This is a genomic window from Paludisphaera rhizosphaerae, from assembly GCF_011065895.1.
Taxonomy (GTDB): domain Bacteria; phylum Planctomycetota; class Planctomycetia; order Isosphaerales; family Isosphaeraceae; genus Paludisphaera; species Paludisphaera rhizosphaerae.
In genome coordinates this window covers 113558-132192 of sequence record NZ_JAALCR010000009.1, presented here as the reverse complement: position 1 = coordinate 132192, position 18635 = coordinate 113558, and the positions used below count along the sequence as shown (strand labels likewise).

The following is an 18635-nucleotide window of genomic DNA, read 5'->3' as shown; positions in this document are numbered from 1 at the left end:
ACTACACGACGAATTCGTTTCGGGCCGCGAACCCACGCGGCCGGCCGGAGCCGGTTCCGGGAGGAGTTGCCTTTGTCCACGCGTGTTCACGAGTTGGCGAAAGAACTAGGATTGAAGAGCCAGGAGCTGCTGGATCGGATCCAGGGCTGGAACCTGGACGTGAAGGCCAACGCTTTGGCCGTCATCGATCCCCCAACCGTGGAGCAGATCCGGGATTTGGTGGCGCGCGATTCAAGCCAGGCCGCCGTCGCGGCCAAGCCGACGTCCCCCCCTGCCGCCGAGCCCGCGCGGCGGGTCGAGCCGCCGGCGACGCCCCCGGCCGCCAAGCCCCCGGTCGCGACGCCTTCGCCGACCCCGACGCACCGCGCCCCGAGTGAGGCCGCGGCCGTCGCGCCTCGGCCCCCGGCCTCGACGCAGCCCCCGGCTCCGCCGACCTCCGGGAGCCCGACGTCCCCCCGGCCGAATCCCGTTGCGACGCCGACGTCGCAGCCGGCCCAGGCGCCCATTCACAGCCGCCCCGCTCATGCTCCCGCCCCCGGCGGGGCTGCGCCGTTGTCGCGATCGGGCGGGCCGCTCTCTGGTCATACGCCGCATCGCGGCGGCAGCGGAGTCGGCGGCGCCGGCTCTAGCCGCCCCAGCGGCCCCCCGCCGACGTCCCGCCCGGGCGAACCCCACCCGGCGGTCCGGCCGCAGCACCCCACCTCGACTCACCAAGGCCCAGTCACGCCCCCCCCCTCGACCCCCGGGGGCGGCTCGCCCTCCTTCCAACCTCTCAAGCGGAGCGAATACATGAGTTCGGCGGGAATCCGCCCCCCGGTCCACAGGACCGGGGCCAACCAAGGCCCCCCGGCCTCGGGCCGCCGCCCCGGCGATGAAGCCCGACGGCCGGGCGACGAGGCGGGCGAGGGCCCGCGCCGAGACGCCGCCGGCCCGCGCCGGCCGCTCCCCCCCGTGGCCCCCTCGCAGTCCCAGGGGCCCCGCCCGCAGGGCGGCCCCACGCGACCTCAGCCGAGCGCTCCCGAGGGCAAGATTCAGCGCCCTGAGAAGCGGATGACTCGCGAGGACATGCTCGCGCTGATGCGTTCCGGCCAGATCGGCCCCAACGCCCCGGCGGCGGCTCCTCGCCCTGGCGCTCCTCGCCCGGGCGGCCCTGGCGGGCTCGCCGCCCGTCCCGCTCCAGGCCGTCCCGGAGTCCCTCCCAGCGGTCCCAACCGCGGCCCCGTCGCCCGGGGGCCCGTCCCCGGCCCGCTCGGCCACGCTCCGGCCCCGGTCGCCCCGCCGCAGACCGACGACGACGACGATCGCAAGAAGAAGGGCGTCGGCTCCTCCGCCGACCGCGCCGGCCGCCGCGCCCGCCGCAACGAGCGCGCCACCGACCGCCGCGTGAGCTCCCCCATGCCGGCCGCCGCGCTGCTCAACGACGACGACGAAGCGCGTCGCGGGCGGGGCGGACGCAGGTCCCACCACAAGGGGGGCGGCCGTCACGCGTCCGCGATCCAACCGCGGAAATCGCACGCCGAGATCGAGGCCCCGATCAACGTCCGGACCCTCTCCGAGGCCCTGGGCGTCAAGGCCAACGACATCCTCCGCAAGCTGATGGCCATGGGCCACATGGCCACCATCAACGCCAACCTCGACGAAGAGTTGGCGACCATGCTGGCGATGGAGTACGGCATCACCCTGGAGGTCGTCTACGCCCGCACGGCGGAAGACGACTTCAACGAGGCCTACGAAGGCGCCGTCGAAGGGGTTGAGCTTCAGCCCCGGCCCCCGGTCATCACGATCCTGGGCCACGTCGACCACGGCAAGACCTCGCTGCTGGACCGGATCCGCAAGTCCAAGGTCGTCGAGAGCGAAAGCGGCGGCATCACCCAGCACATCGGCGCCTACCAGGTCGAGTACAACGACAAGCCGATCACCTTCGTCGACACCCCGGGCCACGAGGCGTTCACCGCCATGCGGGCCCGCGGCGCCAACGTCACCGACATCGTCGTCCTGGTGGTCGCCGCCGACGACGGCGTCATGCCCCAGACGGTCGAGGCCATCGCCCACGCCAAGGCGGCCGAGGTCCCGATCGTCGTGGCCCTCAACAAGATCGACCTGCCCAACGTCGACAACGTCTCCAACATCAGCAAGATCTACGGCGAGCTCTCCCAGCAGGGGCTCAACCCCGTGGAATGGGGCGGCGACGTCGAGGTCGTCAAGACGTCCGCCTCCACCGGCCTGGGCGTCTCCGACCTGCTCGCCACGCTCGAAACCATCGCCGAGCTGCACGAGCTGAAGGCCGACCCCAACCGTCCGGCCGCCGGCACCTGCCTTGAAGCCTCGATCTCCGAGGGCCGCGGCGTCATCGCCACCGTGCTGGTCCGCGAAGGGACGCTCAAGGTCGGCGACGTCGTCGTCTGCGGCGACGGCTACGGCCGCATTCGGGCCCTCTTCGACGACGCCGGCCGCTCAGTCACCGAGGCCCCGCCGTCGTTCCCCGTCGAGATCTCCGGCCTCGACGTCGTCCCCGTCGCCGGCGAGAACTTCGCCGTCGTCGACGACGTCACCCGCGCACGCGAGGTCGCCGAGGCCCGCCGCCTCCGCACCCGCGACGCCGCCCAGGCTGAACGTCAGACCGTCACGCTCGAAAACCTCTACAACAAGATGGCCGAGCGGAAGGTCAAGTCGCTCAACCTCATCATCAAGGCGGACGTCCAGGGCTCCATCGAGGCGATCGTCAAGGAGCTGGACAAGCTGGAAAACGCCGAGGTCCCCATCCGCATCCTCCTGAGGGGCGTGGGCGGGATCACGGAAAGCGACGTCATCCTGGCCGACGCCTCGCAGGCGATCATCATCGGCTACCGCGTCGCTCCCGAAGACCGGGCGATCGCCATGGCGGACGAGAAGGACATCGAGATCCGCCGCTACGACATCATCTATCAGGTCACCGACGACGTGAAGAAGGCCGTCGAGGGCATGCTCGTGCCCGAGATCAAGGAGGTCCACCTGGGCCGGGCGGTCGTCCGTCAGGTCTTCCGGATCTCCAAGGTCGGCGTCGTCGCCGGCTGCTTCGTCACCCAGGGCGTCATCGAACGCTCGGCCAAGGTTCGCCTGATCCGCGAGGGTCGCGAAATCTACAAGGGTGCCGTCGAGGCCCTCAAGCGGCACAAGGACGATGCCAAGGAAGTCCAGCAGAACTTCGAGTGCGGCATCAAGATCGCCAACTTCGACGACGTGAAGCTCGACGACGTCATCGAGGCCTATCGCGTCGACGTGATCCGTCGCACCCTGTAACGCCCACGGTTGCGGCCCCCGCCGCCGACCGAGCCCGCCGGTTTCTCACCGGCCGGCCCGATCGGCGCGCGGGGGCCGCGCCCCGCGCGCCGCCGATTGATCGACCGACCCAGGAATTCCATCCCGATGCCCTCCCACCGCAGCCTCCGCATCGCCGAAGCCATTCGCGAGGTGGTCGCCTCGGCCGTCCTGTTCGAGGTGTCCGACCCACGCGTGCAGGGCGTCACGATCCTGCGCGTCGAGGTCTCCCACGACCTTCGCAACGCGACCGTCTACGTCACCGTCATGGGGACGCCGGGCGAACGCAGCACAGCCATGAAAGGCCTCAAAAGCGCCTCGGGATTCCTCCAGGCGAAGGTCGCCGCACGGCTCCAGATCCGATACACTCCGATCCTCAGCTTCAAGCTCGACGAGAGCGTCAAGAAATCCGTTGAGATGGGCCGACTGATCGAGGAGGCCGTGGCCTCCGACGCCCGCGCCGGACCCGAGTCCCACGACCACGACGACGACTCCGATGAGGCCGTGGAGCCTCCCGAGGCCGACGACGGATCGGAAGACGACGATCAGGACGACCACTCCTGATCGCACCGCCCCTCCGACCGGCCGCTCACTGACGAGACATCTCGAAGCAAGCGCATTCAACCCCCGACAGGTTCATGGCGACTCAAAGCAAGACCCAGTATCTCGCCGATCTCCAGGCTTATCTCAAGAAGCGGTACAAGCCCAAGGCCGGCCCCGCGCCGAGCCGGCTCCCGGTGATCGACGCGGTCGTCTATGGGATCTGCCACGAAGGGACCACTCGCGAGCAGGCCAACCAGGCCCTCTCGCGCTTCAAGGACCAGTTCTTCGACTGGAACGAGGTCCGCGTCAGCCCGATCGAGGAAGTCCAGGAAACCCTCGCCGACGTCCCCGACCCGACCGGCCGCGCCCATCGCATCCGGAAGTTCCTCCGCCAGCTCTTCGAGAAGACCTACAGCTTCACCTCGCTGGAAGCGCTCGCCAAGAAGCCTCTGAAGGAGGCCCTCAAGACGCTTCAGGTCTACGAGGCGTTCGGCTCGGACTACGTCGTCGCCACCGTCATCCAGCAGGCCCTGGGCGGCCACGCCATCCCCATCGACAACGCCGCCCGCCAGGCGCTGGAGAGTCTCGGCCTCCACGAGGAGGACGTCGCCGCACTCCGTGGGCTCGTCGAACGAGCCATCCCCAAGAACCGCGGCGCCGAGTTCGTCGACCTCCTCGAAGAGATGGCCCACGATCCGGCCATCGCCAACGACCCCAAGGCCCCCCGATGGATCCACACGGGGAAGCCGGCCAAATCCGCCCCCGCCAAGGACGAGCCCGCCCCCAAGGCGGCCAAGACGGCGGCCCCGGCCGAGGAGAAGCCCAAGGCCGCTCCCAAGGCCAAGGAGCCCGAAAAGGCTCCGCCGGCCAATGCCAAGAAAGCCCACCCTCCCGCTCCCGCTCCGGCTCCCGCGCCTCCCAAGAAGGGGGGCAAGGCCAAGCCTGGCGACAAGTGAACACGACGCCCGCCGGCCGCAGACCTGCCGGCGGCGTTTGGTTCTCGCCGACGCCGGGCCACAGCCTGGTGCTTGCGGTGTTCGCATTCCTTGCCCTCGCCCCTAGCTGCCTCGGGGAAGACCTGCTCGTCCGCGTCCGGGTCCGTTCCGACCGCGTGCTGGCGGGGCAGGGGGCGGACGTTTTCGTCGACGTCCCGGCGCAGGACAAGCGGCCGAAGCTAGAGTGGCCCGCGCTCAAAGACGCGCGGATGTGGGTCGTGGAGGAGACGTTCCGGCCCACCAGCGTGACCGCCATCGGCGGCGCCGTGGCCAGCGACAACCTGTTCACGACTCGGCTGCGACTGGTCGCGACCGCCCCCGGCCGGCTCGACGTCCCGCCGATCACCGCTCGGCTGGGCGATCGCACGGGTCGCAGCGCGCCGATCCGCCTGACCATCGACCCTCCCCCGATCGCCGGCCGACCGCCCGGGTTCCTCGGGGGCGTCGGCGATTTCAAGGCCTCCGCCGAGGTCCAACCGGCGCAGGTCCGCGTCGGTCAGGAAGCTCTCTATCGGATCCGCGTCGAAGGCCCCGGCGCGTGGGGGATGACCACGCGCCCGGATCTCGACCGGCTCCGCGCGCTGGCGATCGAGCCCCGCGTCGGCGACCTGCCGGACGAGACCGTCGACGAGCCTCCGTCGCGGGCGTTCGTCTATCGCATCCGCGCCATGCAGGCGGGCGAGGTCGTCCTGCCGCCGGTCTCGATCGCGTCGTACGATCCTCGCGTCGGACGATACGTCACCCACGTCTCGGGGGGCGTTCCGTTCAAGGTCGTCGCCGCGCCGGCCTTCAATCCCGAGGGGATCGACTACCGCCCCCCTGCGCCGGGGATGTCGGCCGGCCGGATCGCGACGATCTCAACGGCGGCTGCGATGGCGGCCATGATCCTGACGGCGATCGTCTTGCGCCGTCGAGTGGCCGATGTCCTGCGGAAGTCGTTCCCCGGTCATCGCCGTGGCGCGAGACGGTTCGCCGTCGAAGCGGCGCGAAAGCTGGGGGAAGCGTCTGAGGAAAATGTGGCGCGTGAAACGCTCGACGCGATTGCGGAATACGCACGGATCGGCGTCGGCCGGCCGCCGGGGGCCTTGACGCCCAGGGAGGCGGCCGAGGCGGTGGCGCGCGTCAGCAGGTCGGACGAGATGGCTCGCCGCGCGGCGGTGATGGCCGCGCGTTGCGATCACGCCCTCTTCGCCGCCCCAGGAACGGCCGGCGGCGAGAAACCAGAGGAGGCGGGCCGCCTGCAAGACGACGCCCGGGAGCTGTTTGAAGCCCTCGGGCGCTCCGGCGGCCGATGGTGGGAATGAACGAAGCGAGGAAGCTCAGCGACCGGCGAACGAGCGGTTGGTCACGGTGTTGAACAGTTCGCGAGCCTTGGGGGCGCCGGCCGAAGGCCGAACGACCTCGAAACCCTCGACGTTGTGAGCCGGGATCACCTTGTTGATGAGCGCCTCGATCTCGGTCAAGGGATCGCCCTGATCGGGGCCGACGAACAGGTAGGCGACGCCGTCCTTACCCATGCGGCCGGTGCGGCCGATGCGGTGGACGTAGTTCTCCGGGTCGTCGGGGATGTCGTAGTTGACGACGTGGCTGATACCGGCGACGTCGATGCCGCGGCCGACGACGTCGGTGGCGACCAGGATCGGGATCGTCCCCGCGCGGAAGCCGGACATGACGCGGTCGCGGGCCGTCTGGGCGAGGTCGCCGTGGATGGCCGCCACGCCGGGAACCGTCCGCCGCAACCGCTCGGCCAGCCGGTCGGCGCCGCGCTTGGTGCGGGTGAAGACGATGCACTGGCGGGGCTTGTCACGCTTCAGCAGGTGGACGAGCAGCTCCATCTTCCGGTCGTGGTTGACCGAGATATAAAACTGCTGGATCTTCTCGACCGAAGGCTCGTCCGTCGACAGGTTCAGCTCGACCGGGTCGTGCATGTAGCGGTGGGTGAGCGTGCGAATCTCCGGGCTGATGGTCGCGGAGAGGAGCAGCGTCTGGTGGGGGACGGGAAGCTTCTTCATGATCCGCTCGATGTCCGGCCGGAACCCGATGTCGAGCATCCGGTCGGCCTCGTCGAGGACCAGGTGGAAGATGTCCCCAAGGTACAGCGTGTGGCGCTCCATATGGTCGAGCACCCGGCCGGGCGTCCCAACGGCGATGTCGATCCCGCGGCTCAGCGCGCGGATCTGACGCTCGATGGGCTCGCCGCCGTAGAGTCCGCAGACAGAGACGTCGGCGCGATTGGCGCACAGCTTCTTCAGCTCGACGACGATCTGCTGGGTGAGTTCGCGGGTCGGCGCCAGGATGATGGCCTGGGGCCCGCGGCCTCGTGCTTCAAGCATCTCGATGAGAGGGATACCGAAGGCGGCCGTCTTGCCGGTCCCCGTTTGGGCCTGACCCAGGACGTCGGAACCGTCAAGGGCGTGGGGGATGAACTCGGCTTGGATCGGCGAGGGGGTGTGATACCTGGCGAGCGCCAGGGCCTTCAGCATGGTCGGGCTCAGGCCCATCGAGCGGAAGCCCGAGGCGGGTTCCTCCTTAACTGGGCGAATCAAACAGTCCTCCGAAAAATTCCTGCGAATGCGACTTGGTTCAAATGACGAATGCGTGCGCCGGGCGGCCGATCCGCTCCGACCATCGTTCCGTTTCTATTCAATTCTTCAAGATCCAATCTATCAGATCCGAGCGCGGTCGTCAAAGCCAAGAGTGATTGGACGCCGACGTCGCGCCAAGCCGGGCATCCACCTTCTCAATTCAGCCCCAGATCGTTGGTCCGGATCTCGCGCAGCCGGGCGGCGATCTTCGCCTTGAAGGAATCGACCTGTTCGCGATGGGCCGGGTCGCGGGCCAGGTTTCGACGTTGCAACGGGTCGGCTTCCATGTCGTAGAGTTCGATGCCCTTCGATGCGTCCTCGGAGTATTGAATGAAGGCCCAACGATCGTCGCGCCAGAGGAAGCCGTTGTGATACGAGGGCGTGTTGATCGAGAGCATTGCGTCGCGGACCGACCGAGAGGGGTCGTCGAGAATCGGTCCGATATCGAGCCCCTGAAGTCGCGAGGGGACCTCCAGTCCGCAGAGGCGAGAGACGGTCGGGTAGAGATCGATCAAGCCCACGATCGAGCGGCTGACACCCGGCTTGCCTCCCGGCTTGCGGATGATGAGCGGGACCGTCGCCGATTCCTCGTGCAGGCTCACCTTCGCCCAGAAGTCGTGCTCGCCCAGGTGGAACCCGTGGTCGGACGTGAGGATCACGATCGTATTCCCAGCCCGACCTGATCGTTCCAGCGCATCGAGCACACGCCCGACCTGGGCGTCCATGTAAGTAACCGAAGCGTAATAGCCGGCGATCGCCTTCTTCCGGCGGTCGTCGTTGAACTGCATCCCGGAGCCGGTCCGGTAGTTGATGCCGGCCGGGGGGATGTTCTCCTGATCCGCCTCGGCATCGGGAGGGAGTTCGATCGACTCATACGGGTAGAGGTCGTAGTACGCTTTCGGGGCGACGAACGGGACGTGGGGACGCATGAAACCCACGGCCAGGAAAAAGGGGTCGGCGCGATCCTTGAACTTCTCGATCAACTGCACCGCCGTGGAGGCCGTCTGGGTGTCGGCGAGGACCTGATCGTCGCCTTCGGTCGCAAGCACGACGAAGTTGTTGCCGCCGATCACGGGCTTCTTGCCGTCGGGGTTGTTCTCCAGCGTCGCCCCGGTCCCGGGAGCCTTCCACTCGAGCCCCTTGCTGTTGTGACGCTCGGACCACGTCGCCGGGTCGTCGGCGCCGTCGGTCCCGTTTTCGACGTCGGCCAGGCCCATGTGGAAGATCTTGCCAACCCGCGCGGAGTGGTAGCCGGCGTTCTTGAAATGCTGCGGCCAGGTGGCGCGAGCGTCGCCGATGGCCTGCCGCCCGCTGACGTAGCCGAAGACCTTCGTCGCGTGCGGGTAGTATCCCGAGAGGAACGACGCCCTCGATGGCCCGCAGTAGGTCGCCTGACAGTACGCCCGGCTGAACCGAACGCCCTGCGAGGCCAGGCGATCGATGTTGGGCGTCTTGCAGATCGGGTTGCCGTAACACCCCAGCGCCGTCCTCGTCAGGTCGTCGGCGATGATGAACAGGACGTTGGGCCGCTCGTCCACTCCGAGCGCCGTCGACGGGGCCGCGATCGCCAGGAGGAAAGCGAACACAGCCGGAATCATCGCCGCGCATCGGAGACGTCGAGGCATTTCGGACCTCATGGCGCAGGTGGTCAACGGGGATGCAGGTCGCAGGCGCGGACCTCGCGGAGTCGGTCGGCGACCTTCTGCCGGAATGCCTCAAGCTGCTCTCGACGGCCGGGCTCGACGGCCAGGTTGCGGTGCTGGCCCGGGTCGGCCTCCATGTCGTACAGCTCCACGCCGTCCCTGGCGTCCTCGCCATACTGGATGTAGGCCCAGCGGTCCTCGCGGAGCAGAAGTCCGTTGTGAAAATCGGGGCCGTTGATCGAGAACGCCGCGTCGCGGACGGTCCGCGCAGGGTCGTCGAGGACCGGCCCGAGGTCGAGCCCCTGGATCCGGGTTGGGACTTCCAGGCCGCAGAGGCGCGAGACGGTCGGGTAGAGATCGATCAGGCCGACGAGCGAGCGGCTGACGCCCGGCTTGCCTCCCGGCTTACGGATGATAAGCGGGACGGCCGCCGACTCCTCGTGCAGACTGACCTTGGCCCAGAAGTCGTGCTCGCCCAGGTGGTAGCCGTGGTCCGAGGTGAAGATCACGATCGTCCGATCGGCCTTGCCGGATCGCTCCAGCGCGTCAAGCACCTTGCCGACCTGGGCGTCCATGAAGCTGACTGCCGCGTAATAACCGGCGATCGACTTCCTACGGCGAACGTCGTCGAACTTCATGTTCGCGCCGGTCTTGTAGTTGATGCCGGCCTTCGGGATGTCGTCCTGGTCGCTCTCAGCGCCCGGCGGCAGCTCGATCGTTTCCCAGGGATAGAGGTCGAAATACTTCTTGGGGGCGACGAACGGGACGTGGGGACGGACGAACCCGACGGCCAGGAAGAAGGGGTCGGCACGCCCCTTGAAATCGTCGATGAGTTCCACGGCCTTCGCCGCCGCCTTGCCGTCAGCGTGGACGAGGTCGTCGCCGTCGGCCGCGACGACCACGAACGTGTTGCCGCCGACCACGGGCTTCTTGCCGTCAGGATTTCCCTCCAGCGTCTCGCCCGCGCCGGGGGCCTTCCACTCCGGGCCCTGGCAATTGTGCTTCTCTGACCACGAGGCCGGGTCGTCGGCGCTGTCGACGCCCTTCTCAACATCCCCCGGGACGCCCATGTGGAAGATCTTGCCGACCCTCGCCGTGTGGTAGCCGGCGTTCTTGAAGTGCTGCGGCCAGGTGGCGCGAGCGTCGCCGATGGCCTGCCGCCCGCTGACATAGCCGAAGACCTTCGAGGCGTGCGGGTAATACCCCGAGAGGAACGACGCCCGCGAAGGCCCGCAGAAGGTCGCCTGACAGTAGGCCCGGCTGAACCGAACGCCCTGCGCCGCCAGGCGGTCGATGTTGGGCGTCTTGCAGACGGGGTTGCCGTAGCAGCTCAGAGCCGTCGCGGTGAGATCGTCGGAGATGATGAACAGGACGTTCATCCGATCGTCGGCGACGGCGGTCGGCGCTGCGGCGATCAGAGCCAGAAGGGCCGCGATCACCGCCGCGGGTCTGAAGAGAATCATGATGCGCGTCGTCTCCTGAGGGCTCGCTGCAAGAGCAACGATCGCCCCGCCCGACGCGAGGCCGGACGGGGCGAGTCGCGAAGAACGGCGGTCAGAACGAATCCGCACTGATGACCTCGCCCCCCTTGCTGGTGGAGAGGGCCCGCCAGGTTTGCAGGCTGATGGAGTTCTTGAAGAACCTCACGCTGCCGTCGGCCATCGCCGTGTTGACGCCGCCGGGATGCTTGCTGCGGGCCGTCGTGATCAGCCCCGAGGTGGACGACTGGCCGTTGGGGTCGCACGGGGGGTTGGTGGCGATCGCCGGCTTGCAGTAGCTGCCGCTGGGGAGGATGTCCAACACGGAGCTGTTCGGCCCGCCCCAGGCGCTGAAAGTCGAGCCGTTGGCCCACCAGGAGAACCCCCGGAGGTCGCCGCCGGTGCCGATGAGAATCTCGGAGACGAGCAGCGTGTTGCTCAGGCCGTCGGGGATCGCGCTGAAGTTGAACGTCCCAAGGATCGCGCTGGGGGTGATCGCCCCGTTCTGGACGACGTTCTGATTTCCCGTCGGCGAGCCGATGTCGCTGAACGGCGCCCCGCCGAACGTCACGCCGAAGTAGGTTGTGGCCTGGCTCGTGTTCGTGTTGCCGAAGTTCACGACGTAGTTGTGCGACGTGATATTGTTCGCAGTGTTCGTGATCGTCCAGGCGCTCGGATCGGACGGGCACTTGTAAGCGCTGATGTGGCTGCGGGTGACGGTGAGGTTCACCGCCCCTCCGTATCGGAGGAGAGTGTCGAAGGCGTTCCCCGCCGGGTTGCTGTTCCCCAGCGAGTTCCAGGAATTGTACATCGCCCCCTGTTCGACGAACGGCAGGCTGTAGACCATCCAGGTCCCGTAGCAGCATCCCTTAATCCCGGGCGGGAGCGATCCCATCGTCTCGTGGTAATTGTGCATCCCCAGTGCGATTTGCTTCAGGTTGTTGGTGCACTGGATCCGACGAGCGGCCTCGCGGGCCGCCTGCACAGCGGGCAAGAGCAGAGCGATCAGCACGGCGATGATGGCGATGACGACCAGCAGTTCGATCAGGGTGAATCCACGGCGACGTTTCATCGGTGAAATACCTCCCTTGAAAAGAAAGCGGGCGGAATTGGGGGGGGTGGGAATGGCGAGGCGAGGTCGTCTGGCTCACTTCTTCTGAAGGTCGTAGTCGAAGACGTTCGGCTTTTCGGCGACGACTTCGGCGGTGAGCGTCGTCTTGACGTTGTACTGGGGAGGAATCAACTCGGGAGCGAGACGAACCCCGCCGCCAGGGACGTCTTCCTGGACGGGCTGGATGGACGAGTCGTGCGAGAGGATGACGACCCTGTACGAGCCGGGAGTCAGCCCTTTCTCGCGATCGATCTGATATTTGCCGTCCTGGATGACGGCGCCGGCGCCGACGGAACCCTCTCCGGGGCCGCCGCCAGGCTGGAACTGGATCGAGCCCGTCGCCAGGGGTTTCCCGTCAAAGAGCACGCTGCCCGTGATCTCCTGACGAGGGAGCCCATCCCCCTCGCTGCATCCGACGGGGATCAGAAACGCCAACGTCAGAACCAACCCCATGCGGACGCATGGATGGAATCGGCGCGTCATCGTGTGATACTCCGTCTGGAACGTACACCGGGCCGAGAGAAACACCCGATCACGCATCATCAGAAAGTCCCAGAGAGGAGAGCGGGACTTCAGAATCTCTTGGTTTAAAGGAACCGGAGAGGGGGGTGCCTTACTGTAGCGAGGTCGCGGCCCAAGGAGAACAAAGTTTCTCGAGGAAAGGACTCGTTTTCCCTCAAGTCGCGCTCGACCCGGCCACGAAAAGCGTCGTTCTGACGGTGTACGCGCTTGCCCGGTGCAGGTCGGCGGGGAGAGAATCGAGGGACTTGCGACCGGCCCGGCGGCGACGCCGCGGGGCGCACGGAACGGGCCGGACGGCCCGCCCCTCGGGCGGTCGCGACCCCCGACTTCGCGAAAGGAGCCTGCCGTGGCCGAACCCATCCCCGCCTCGCCCGATCTTCAGCAGAAGTACCGCCAATTTCTCGATTTGCTCCCACTGACCATCGCTCTGGCGGGGCTGCACACGAGCGAGGGCCGGCCGTTCACCGAAGACCAGATCGAGGGTCGCGGCCTGACGATCAAAATCGCCTACCGGGTCGCCCGCAACGTCGCGAAGGAATGCCTGAGCGGGTCGTAAGACCGTTGCCGGTCGCATCCCGAGCGGGCCGGGATTCCGAACCCCGGCCCTGTTCGACCGCCGCGCGGGAGCCGATAACAAGCGTGACGAACCTGGCCGATGACGCCCGAGGGATTCGCCCCCGTTCGACGTCCCTCTGCACATCGGCGACCCCACGCGAAAGGCCCCTTGCGCGATGAGCACGACCCAAACCTCGACGCCGCCCACCCGCCGTCTCCGCGCCGCCGTCATCGGCATCGGGCTTGACGGCGGCGACGACCTCCAGCGTCTGACGCGAAGCGCTCAGTGCCTGGTCGTCGGCGGCTCCGCGGAGACCCACGCCGAGATGCGCGAGGCCATGACCCGTATCGAGCTCGAGCTGGAAACGATGCAACGGCGGCTCAGCGACCTGAATCCCCAGGACCTGGCCGACCTGGCCTTCCGGGTCGATCTCCCCGAACTGCACGAGCTCGCCGTCCGGATGGAGGAAGGCCTGGAACGCCAGGGGAGAGAATTCCTCGACCTTTCGGCCGAAGAGCTGGCCGCGCTTCTCGACCTCGAAGGGACCGGCGCGGTCGTCGGATCCTGATCCGACTCCGCCCCTCCCAAAACCTGCGCCTCTCGATCGGCGACGCCTCGCCCCTCTGGGGGTGGGACGCCGCCGATCGGCGTTTCCGCGGTTCTCCGATCGACCCCGAGCCGTCATTTCGGCGAGAATGATCGAGACGTTGAAACGAAGGCCCCATCCCCCGGGTATCACCCCTCGACCGGCGCGGACTCGGCGGAACCGGGGGAAACGACGGGCCGGAACGTCGGGCGGGCAAGGGCGACGATGGACGACCGCCTTCTGGTCGAGGCGATCCGGGCGGGAGACCCCCAGGCCCCTCGCGAGCTGATCGCGAGATTCCAGGGCGTGGTGTTCGGTCTCTGCTTCCGGATGCTCGACCATCGGCACGACGCCGAAGACGCGATGCAGGAGACGTTCGTCCGGGCGCTTCGCGGCATCTTCGGTTTCGACGCCGACCGGCCCATCCGGCCCTGGCTCCTGGAGATCGCCGCCAACCGCTGCCGCACGGCGCTCGCCGCGCGGGCGAAGCGGCCCGCTCCGGCCGGGCCCGCCTACATCGTCGACCGCCCCGACGCCCGCCCCGCCGTTTCGGATCCCGACGACCTGGCCGGGGAGTTGGAGCTGGCCCTTTCTCGGCTCCGTCCCGAATACCGCCGGGTCTTCACGCTGTTCCACGAGCAGGGCCTGTCTTACGAGGAGGTCGCCGCCGCGCTCGGGCGTCCCGTGGGGACGATCAAGACCTGGCTCCACCGCGCCCGAGCCGAACTGGCCGCCCATCTGGCGAGCCGAGGCGTCCAATGTTGACCCGAACCGGAGGCCGTCGAACCGGACGAACCCCATGAACTGCCGCGACTTCGACCAGATCTGGAACCGGCTGCTGGACGCCGAGTCCGGCCCCCGCCGCGACGACGGTCCGAAAGCGACGGCCGCGCGTCTCGCCTTTGAGTCAAGCCTCCGCGAGCACGCCGCCGAATGCCCCGCATGCCGCCTGAGTCAGAACCAGTTCGAGACTCTCCGCACCGCGATGCGGGCCTGGTCGGCCCGACCGACCCCGGAACCGGAGATCGCCGATCGGATCCTCCAGGCCGCCGTCGAACCGTTGGTCCTGCCCGCGCCCCGGCGTTTCGGCCCCGGGGCGGGGATCGCCGCCCTGGCCGCGGGTTCACTCGCCGCCGCGGCGGTTCTCCTGGCGATCCGACCTGCCACGAACGAGCCGCCCCAGCCGCTGGACGCGCCGCAGCCCGTCTCGCTGAGCCTCGCCGTGGCCGACGCCCGCGACGCCTCATGGCGGCTGGCTCAAACCGCCTCGGAACCGGCGGCGAGACTCATGCTCGACGCCTCGTTCGCCGACGAGCAGCCCGTCGCTGAAGCCGAGCCGACGGCGTCGACGGAACTCGACTCTTCCACGCTGCTCGACCGGGTGGGAGGATACGCCGCCGCCGGCGCCCGGCCTCTCTCCGACGCCGCGCGTCAGGCGTTCGGATTCCTCCGCTCGCCGGCCCTGGAAGCGCCCGACCGCAACGCCCCCGCGCCGTCCGCCGCACCGAAGGGAGCCTGAGACTGATGACCGCCACGCCGCTCGCCTCCCGATCCGCGACTTTCGCCCTGCTCGCGACGCTCTGGCTCGTCCCCAACCTCCGCGGCGGCGAAGCCCCCAGCGACGCCCTGCTGAAGCTGGTCCCCGCGGACGCCGGGGCGGTCCTGGCGCTTGACGACCTCCGGGGCCGTTGGGGCGAGATCACCGGCTTGCAACTGACGAAATCGCTCCTCGAAAGGCCCTCGATCCAGGCCTGGCTCAACTCGCGCAACGCCCGCGATTTCTTCCAGGCCCGCGACCGGATCCTCGGCTTCCTGGGGACGACTCCGGCCGAGGTCCGCGACGACCTGCTGGGCGACGCCGTGATCCTGGCCATCCTCGTCCCCGACGAGCCGACCCTCGACGCCTCGCACGCACGCGGTCTGCTGGCGTTGAAGGCTCGCCGGCCGGACCTCCTTGGAGTTCTGGTGAACCGGATCAACCAGGCCCAGCGCGAGAGCGGCGAGTTGGCGGAGATCGTGGAAACCCGCCGGGGCGCCGTCAGCTATTTCACGAGGCGGTTTCCCGACGGCTCGGGGAGGTTGACGGAGTTTTACGTCCTCTTCCCGGACGGCGTTTTCGCCTTCTCGAACGCCGAATCGCCGATTCAGGAGGCGATCGACCGCAAGGCCGGCGACGCCGGCCGAGGGCCGTCGTTCGCCGAAGCCGCGGGGTTCGTGGAAGCCTCCCAGTTGCTGGCGGATCGGCCGATCGCGCGGGCGTTCATCTCGCCCGCCTTGCTGGTTCGAACGCTCCAGGCTCTTCCCCCGAATCCAGATCCCGCGGCCAGGAAACTGCTCAAAGGGCTGCGGACCTACTTCGGCGCGATGGACATGACGGCGGCCGGATTGACCGTCGGCGAGACCAAGATTCAGCTCCAGATCGTGCAGGCGTTCCAGACAGGCTCGTTCGAGCGCATGGACGACGCCGCGTTCGCCCCGTTCCGTTTGCAGGACGAACGGCTCGGACCGGGGCCACAGCTCATGACGCCGCCGTCGACCGCCGTGGCGGCGGCGGCGATGAACATCGATTTCCCGACGCTCTACAAGCTCCTGACCGCACTGGTCCCGGACGCCGAGCGGGGACGACTCGCCAAGCTGGAGGCCATCGCGAGCGCTCTGTTGCTGGGTCAGAATCTGCACGACCGGATCCTGCCGGCGCTGGGTCCGCGGACCGTCGTGTACGCGGACGCTCCCGAACCGAACGGCGTCGGCCCGCTCTTCCCGATCGTCGCCGCCATCGAGATCAACGACGAGGCGGGCCTCAACGACCGATCCGGCGACCAGCGACCGCCGACGGCCGCCGCGCTGGAGAACGCCCTGAAGGCCGCGTTGGCCGCGCTGGCCCTTGAGTCCAAGTGGGCGCCGGCGAACGCCCAGGTCCTCGCCCGCGAAGGCGTCGTCTCGCTGGACGTTCCGTTCCCGTTCGCCTTCGCGATCGGCGCCCAGGCGCGGCGGTTGGTCGTGGGTTCGTCGCGTGCGGCCGTCGCCCGTTACCTGGAGGCCGGGCTCCGCGCGGACGCCGGAGCCCGTTTCCTCAGGCTGCGCGAGGCGGCGATCTCGGATCTCTCATCCTACGCCTTCGCCGATCTCCTCAAGCTCCGTTCCCTCGCGGCCCGTCATAAGGACCGGCTCGTCGCCGCCGCCGCCCGGCGGAAAGACCGCTCCGCGGCCGAGGTCGCCCACGACCTCGACCAGATCCTCGACCTGGCCGAGCCGTTCGAGGCGGTCTACGCCGCCGGTCGGGTCGACGAGAAGGCGGAGGTCATCGAACTCCGGTTCGGACTGGTCCCCGATCGGACCGGACGATCCCCGAAGACCCCCTGATCCGGCCCGCCGCCTTCGCGCCGGGGAGGATTCGCCGCTATCCTGGAGCCTTGGGGCGTCCTATTCCTCAAGGGATCGTCGACGCCCGGCGGCCCCCAGGAGTCCTCGCCCCGCCGTGAAGATCCTCTACCTCAGGCCCGAACACGGACGCCCGTTCTTCTACGCCGACCCCTCCCAGATCGCCGACGACGCCGATCAAGCCGACGGCGCGCGAGGTTGGGCGGCCGCCAAATGGGCGGAAATCGAGGCGCGTTGGAAGACCTCGCCTACGGCCGCCGCGCGATTCTCGCGCAAGGTCTGGGACTGGCTTCAGACCTCCGTCAGGCCGGACGAACCATTGCTGGCGAAGCTCGGCTCGGCCGAATCGATCACGCTCCACCATCCCTCGGCGACGAGCGAGAAAAAGACCCGCTCAGCCTGGCGGCGCTACCTGGCGGCTCGGGCGAGCACACACCTGCTCTGGGTGATCGTCGATGCCGTCCTCGCCGTCCTGACCGGCCTGGTCCTCTGGATCCTCCCGGGGCCCAACGTCATCTTCTTCTGGTTCGCCTACCGGGCCTACAGCCACTACGGCATCGTCCGATCCCTTCATCACGCTCGCTGGCATCCCCCCCCGACGACGGCCGAATCCGACCCAGCCCTCGATGAGCCAGTCGCTCGCGACTCCCACGGCGTCCCGAGGCACCTGGCCGTGGAAGACCATGCCGCTCTCCGCCATTACGTCGAGCGTCGAAGACACTGGGACGACACCGAAGCCGACCCCGAGGTCGATGTCGATGCCGAGACCGAGGCAGAGGCCGGAGCCGACCCGACCTCGCAACGCACTCCGGGTGCGAAACCTCAATGAAATCCGCGACGAAGCCCACGCGCCTTATCAGCCATGGAAGATTCGCGGCGGCCTCGGACTGATAAACGCGATAAGACCACAGGATGCACGCGATTAATCTGGAGTTGATCGCCGCGAATCGTATCAGGCTCGGCGCATAAAAAAACCCCGGCCGAAGCCCGGGTGAAAGCGGGGAACCACCAGAAGATCACGCGAGGAAGTTCAGTCGACGATCGGCAGGAACTCGGGGTCAGGTTGAGCCAGGAGCCAGGAGGAGTCGAGCCGCAGGGTCTCGGCGTCGTCGGCAGAGAGAGTTGGGTCCTCGAGGATCGCCTGCAGCCTCTGATGTCGCTCGCCCTGATGCAGTCTGGTGATCTCGCGACGCACCGCCAGAACTCGCGGCGTGGGTGTGGGTGCGGTCGCGGGGAGCACAGGAACTCTTGGTGAGATCCAGTTAACGATGGCGAAGAGCCCTACCAGTGCGGCGACCAGAAAGAGTTCAGGGGGTAGAAGGCGTCGGAGCATGGGAGGTGCAAAGATCCTTCTGGAGTAAGCGATCACGGAACCCATCGGTCCAAAATATAGAATCCCGTTCGGAACCGTAATGACTTCGTCATCAATGTTAATTTTTTCACAAAGCGATCGTGTCACAGCCTCCCGATCATCATCACCACGCTGCTGAGACCGGCGGGCGCCGGAATCGCCGTCTTACCGCCGCCGGGGCTGTCAGTGGTGTTTTTCGTCGCGGTCACGGAGCTACCCACGCAGGTGCCATCCCCAACCAAGGCCGACGCAGCGTCAGGCGCCAAGTTGAGCACCACCTCCCAGCCGGCTTGGAGCCGGATGGCGGGGGTGACGGTGAGGATAGACCCCAGCATGAAAACCGAGTCGGCAGCGCCCGTCAAGCCTTTGGCGGCGACCGTGAACCTGAACTGCGACGAGGCAGTGCTCGCCTGGTTGATCGTCGCAGCGATCGTGCAGCCGTCAGATGGGACGGCTCTCGAGACGAAAGACGGCGTGGGCGGCTCGACTTCGAGGCGCAAACCCGCACGCCGTCGATCATCGCAGCTCAGCAACTTCGCGCACTCCACCGCCACAGTTTTCCTGGTCTCGGCATCGCGACACTCGGT

Annotated in this window: 17 protein-coding genes; 10 read left to right on the top strand and 7 right to left on the bottom strand. The window is 68.0% G+C overall.

Annotated elements, in window-relative coordinates:
• The first annotated feature begins 72 nt into the window (after positions 1 to 72).
• The 4 genes from infB (at position 73) to G5C50_RS13620 (ending at position 6139) form a co-directional block, all read left to right on the top strand.
• Positions 73 to 3279: a translation initiation factor IF-2 gene (gene infB, locus G5C50_RS13635; RefSeq protein WP_220369758.1), complete on the top strand. Its 3207-nt coding sequence runs from the start codon at positions 73 to 75 to the stop codon at positions 3277 to 3279.
• 126 nt (positions 3280 to 3405) lie between these two features.
• Positions 3406 to 3861 (top strand): 30S ribosome-binding factor RbfA, encoded by a 456-nt coding sequence (gene rbfA / locus G5C50_RS13630; RefSeq protein WP_165070191.1) that lies wholly within the window; start codon positions 3406 to 3408, stop codon positions 3859 to 3861.
• Between the two features lie 74 nt (positions 3862 to 3935).
• Positions 3936 to 4796 carry an endonuclease gene (locus G5C50_RS13625; RefSeq protein ID WP_165070188.1) on the top strand — a complete coding sequence of 287 codons (861 nt, stop codon included), beginning with the start codon at positions 3936 to 3938 and terminating at the stop codon, positions 4794 to 4796.
• A complete protein-coding gene (locus tag G5C50_RS13620; RefSeq protein WP_165070185.1) occupies positions 4793 to 6139 on the top strand; it encodes a BatD family protein in 1347 nt (448 codons plus the stop codon). The genes G5C50_RS13625 and G5C50_RS13620 overlap by 4 nt, the downstream gene beginning before the upstream one ends.
• Before the next feature lie 15 nt (positions 6140 to 6154).
• Here the strand turns inward: G5C50_RS13620 and G5C50_RS13615 are convergent, their stop codons facing one another.
• From G5C50_RS13615 to G5C50_RS13595, 5 genes are all read right to left on the bottom strand, one after another.
• A complete protein-coding gene (locus tag G5C50_RS13615) occupies positions 6155 to 7381 on the bottom strand; it encodes a DEAD/DEAH box helicase (RefSeq protein ID WP_240907073.1) in 1227 nt (408 codons plus the stop codon).
• Positions 7382 to 7575: 194 nt separating this feature from the next.
• Positions 7576 to 9045, bottom strand: a complete 1470-nt coding sequence (locus tag G5C50_RS13610) for a sulfatase (protein ID WP_206107694.1) — start codon at positions 9043 to 9045, stop codon at positions 7576 to 7578.
• Between the two features lie 23 nt (positions 9046 to 9068).
• The gene (locus G5C50_RS13605) at positions 9069 to 10526 is read right to left on the bottom strand and encodes a sulfatase (RefSeq protein WP_165070183.1); all 1458 of its coding nucleotides are present in this window, start codon (positions 10524 to 10526) and stop codon (positions 9069 to 9071) included.
• 91 nt (positions 10527 to 10617) lie between these two features.
• Positions 10618 to 11613, bottom strand: coding sequence for a DUF1559 domain-containing protein (locus tag G5C50_RS13600; protein ID WP_165070180.1), 996 nt, complete (start codon positions 11611 to 11613; stop codon positions 10618 to 10620).
• A gap of 75 nt (positions 11614 to 11688) precedes the next feature.
• Entirely contained in the window at positions 11689 to 12135 is a 447-nt protein-coding gene (locus tag G5C50_RS13595) for a hypothetical protein (RefSeq protein WP_165070177.1), read from the bottom strand.
• Positions 12136 to 12520: 385 nt separating this feature from the next.
• Here G5C50_RS13595 and G5C50_RS13590 point away from each other — a divergent pair, with 385 nt between their 5' ends.
• The 6 genes from G5C50_RS13590 (at position 12521) to G5C50_RS13565 (ending at position 17526) form a co-directional block, all read left to right on the top strand.
• A complete protein-coding gene (locus tag G5C50_RS13590) occupies positions 12521 to 12730 on the top strand; it encodes a hypothetical protein (protein WP_165070174.1) in 210 nt (69 codons plus the stop codon).
• Between the two features lie 175 nt (positions 12731 to 12905).
• A complete protein-coding gene (locus tag G5C50_RS13585) occupies positions 12906 to 13298 on the top strand; it encodes a hypothetical protein (RefSeq protein ID WP_165070172.1) in 393 nt (130 codons plus the stop codon).
• Positions 13299 to 13541: 243 nt separating this feature from the next.
• The gene (locus tag G5C50_RS13580; RefSeq protein WP_165070169.1) at positions 13542 to 14081 is read left to right on the top strand and encodes an RNA polymerase sigma factor; all 540 of its coding nucleotides are present in this window, start codon (positions 13542 to 13544) and stop codon (positions 14079 to 14081) included.
• Between the two features lie 34 nt (positions 14082 to 14115).
• Complete coding sequence (locus G5C50_RS13575; RefSeq protein WP_165070166.1) at positions 14116 to 14835, top strand: hypothetical protein; 720 nt, start codon at positions 14116 to 14118, stop codon at positions 14833 to 14835.
• A gap of 5 nt (positions 14836 to 14840) precedes the next feature.
• Positions 14841 to 16679, top strand: coding sequence for a hypothetical protein (locus tag G5C50_RS13570; protein WP_165070164.1), 1839 nt, complete (start codon positions 14841 to 14843; stop codon positions 16677 to 16679).
• 115 nt (positions 16680 to 16794) lie between these two features.
• Complete coding sequence (locus G5C50_RS13565) at positions 16795 to 17526, top strand: hypothetical protein (RefSeq protein ID WP_165070162.1); 732 nt, start codon at positions 16795 to 16797, stop codon at positions 17524 to 17526.
• A 201-nt stretch (positions 17527 to 17727) separates the two neighbouring features.
• Here G5C50_RS13565 and G5C50_RS13560 read toward each other — a convergent pair whose 3' ends face one another.
• Both G5C50_RS13560 and G5C50_RS13555 read right to left on the bottom strand, forming a co-directional pair.
• Complete coding sequence (locus tag G5C50_RS13560; protein WP_165070160.1) at positions 17728 to 18030, bottom strand: hypothetical protein; 303 nt, start codon at positions 18028 to 18030, stop codon at positions 17728 to 17730.
• A 122-nt stretch (positions 18031 to 18152) separates the two neighbouring features.
• Positions 18153 to 18581 carry a hypothetical protein gene (locus tag G5C50_RS13555; protein WP_165070158.1) on the bottom strand — a complete coding sequence of 143 codons (429 nt, stop codon included), beginning with the start codon at positions 18579 to 18581 and terminating at the stop codon, positions 18153 to 18155.
• Positions 18582 to 18635 lie beyond the last annotated feature (54 nt).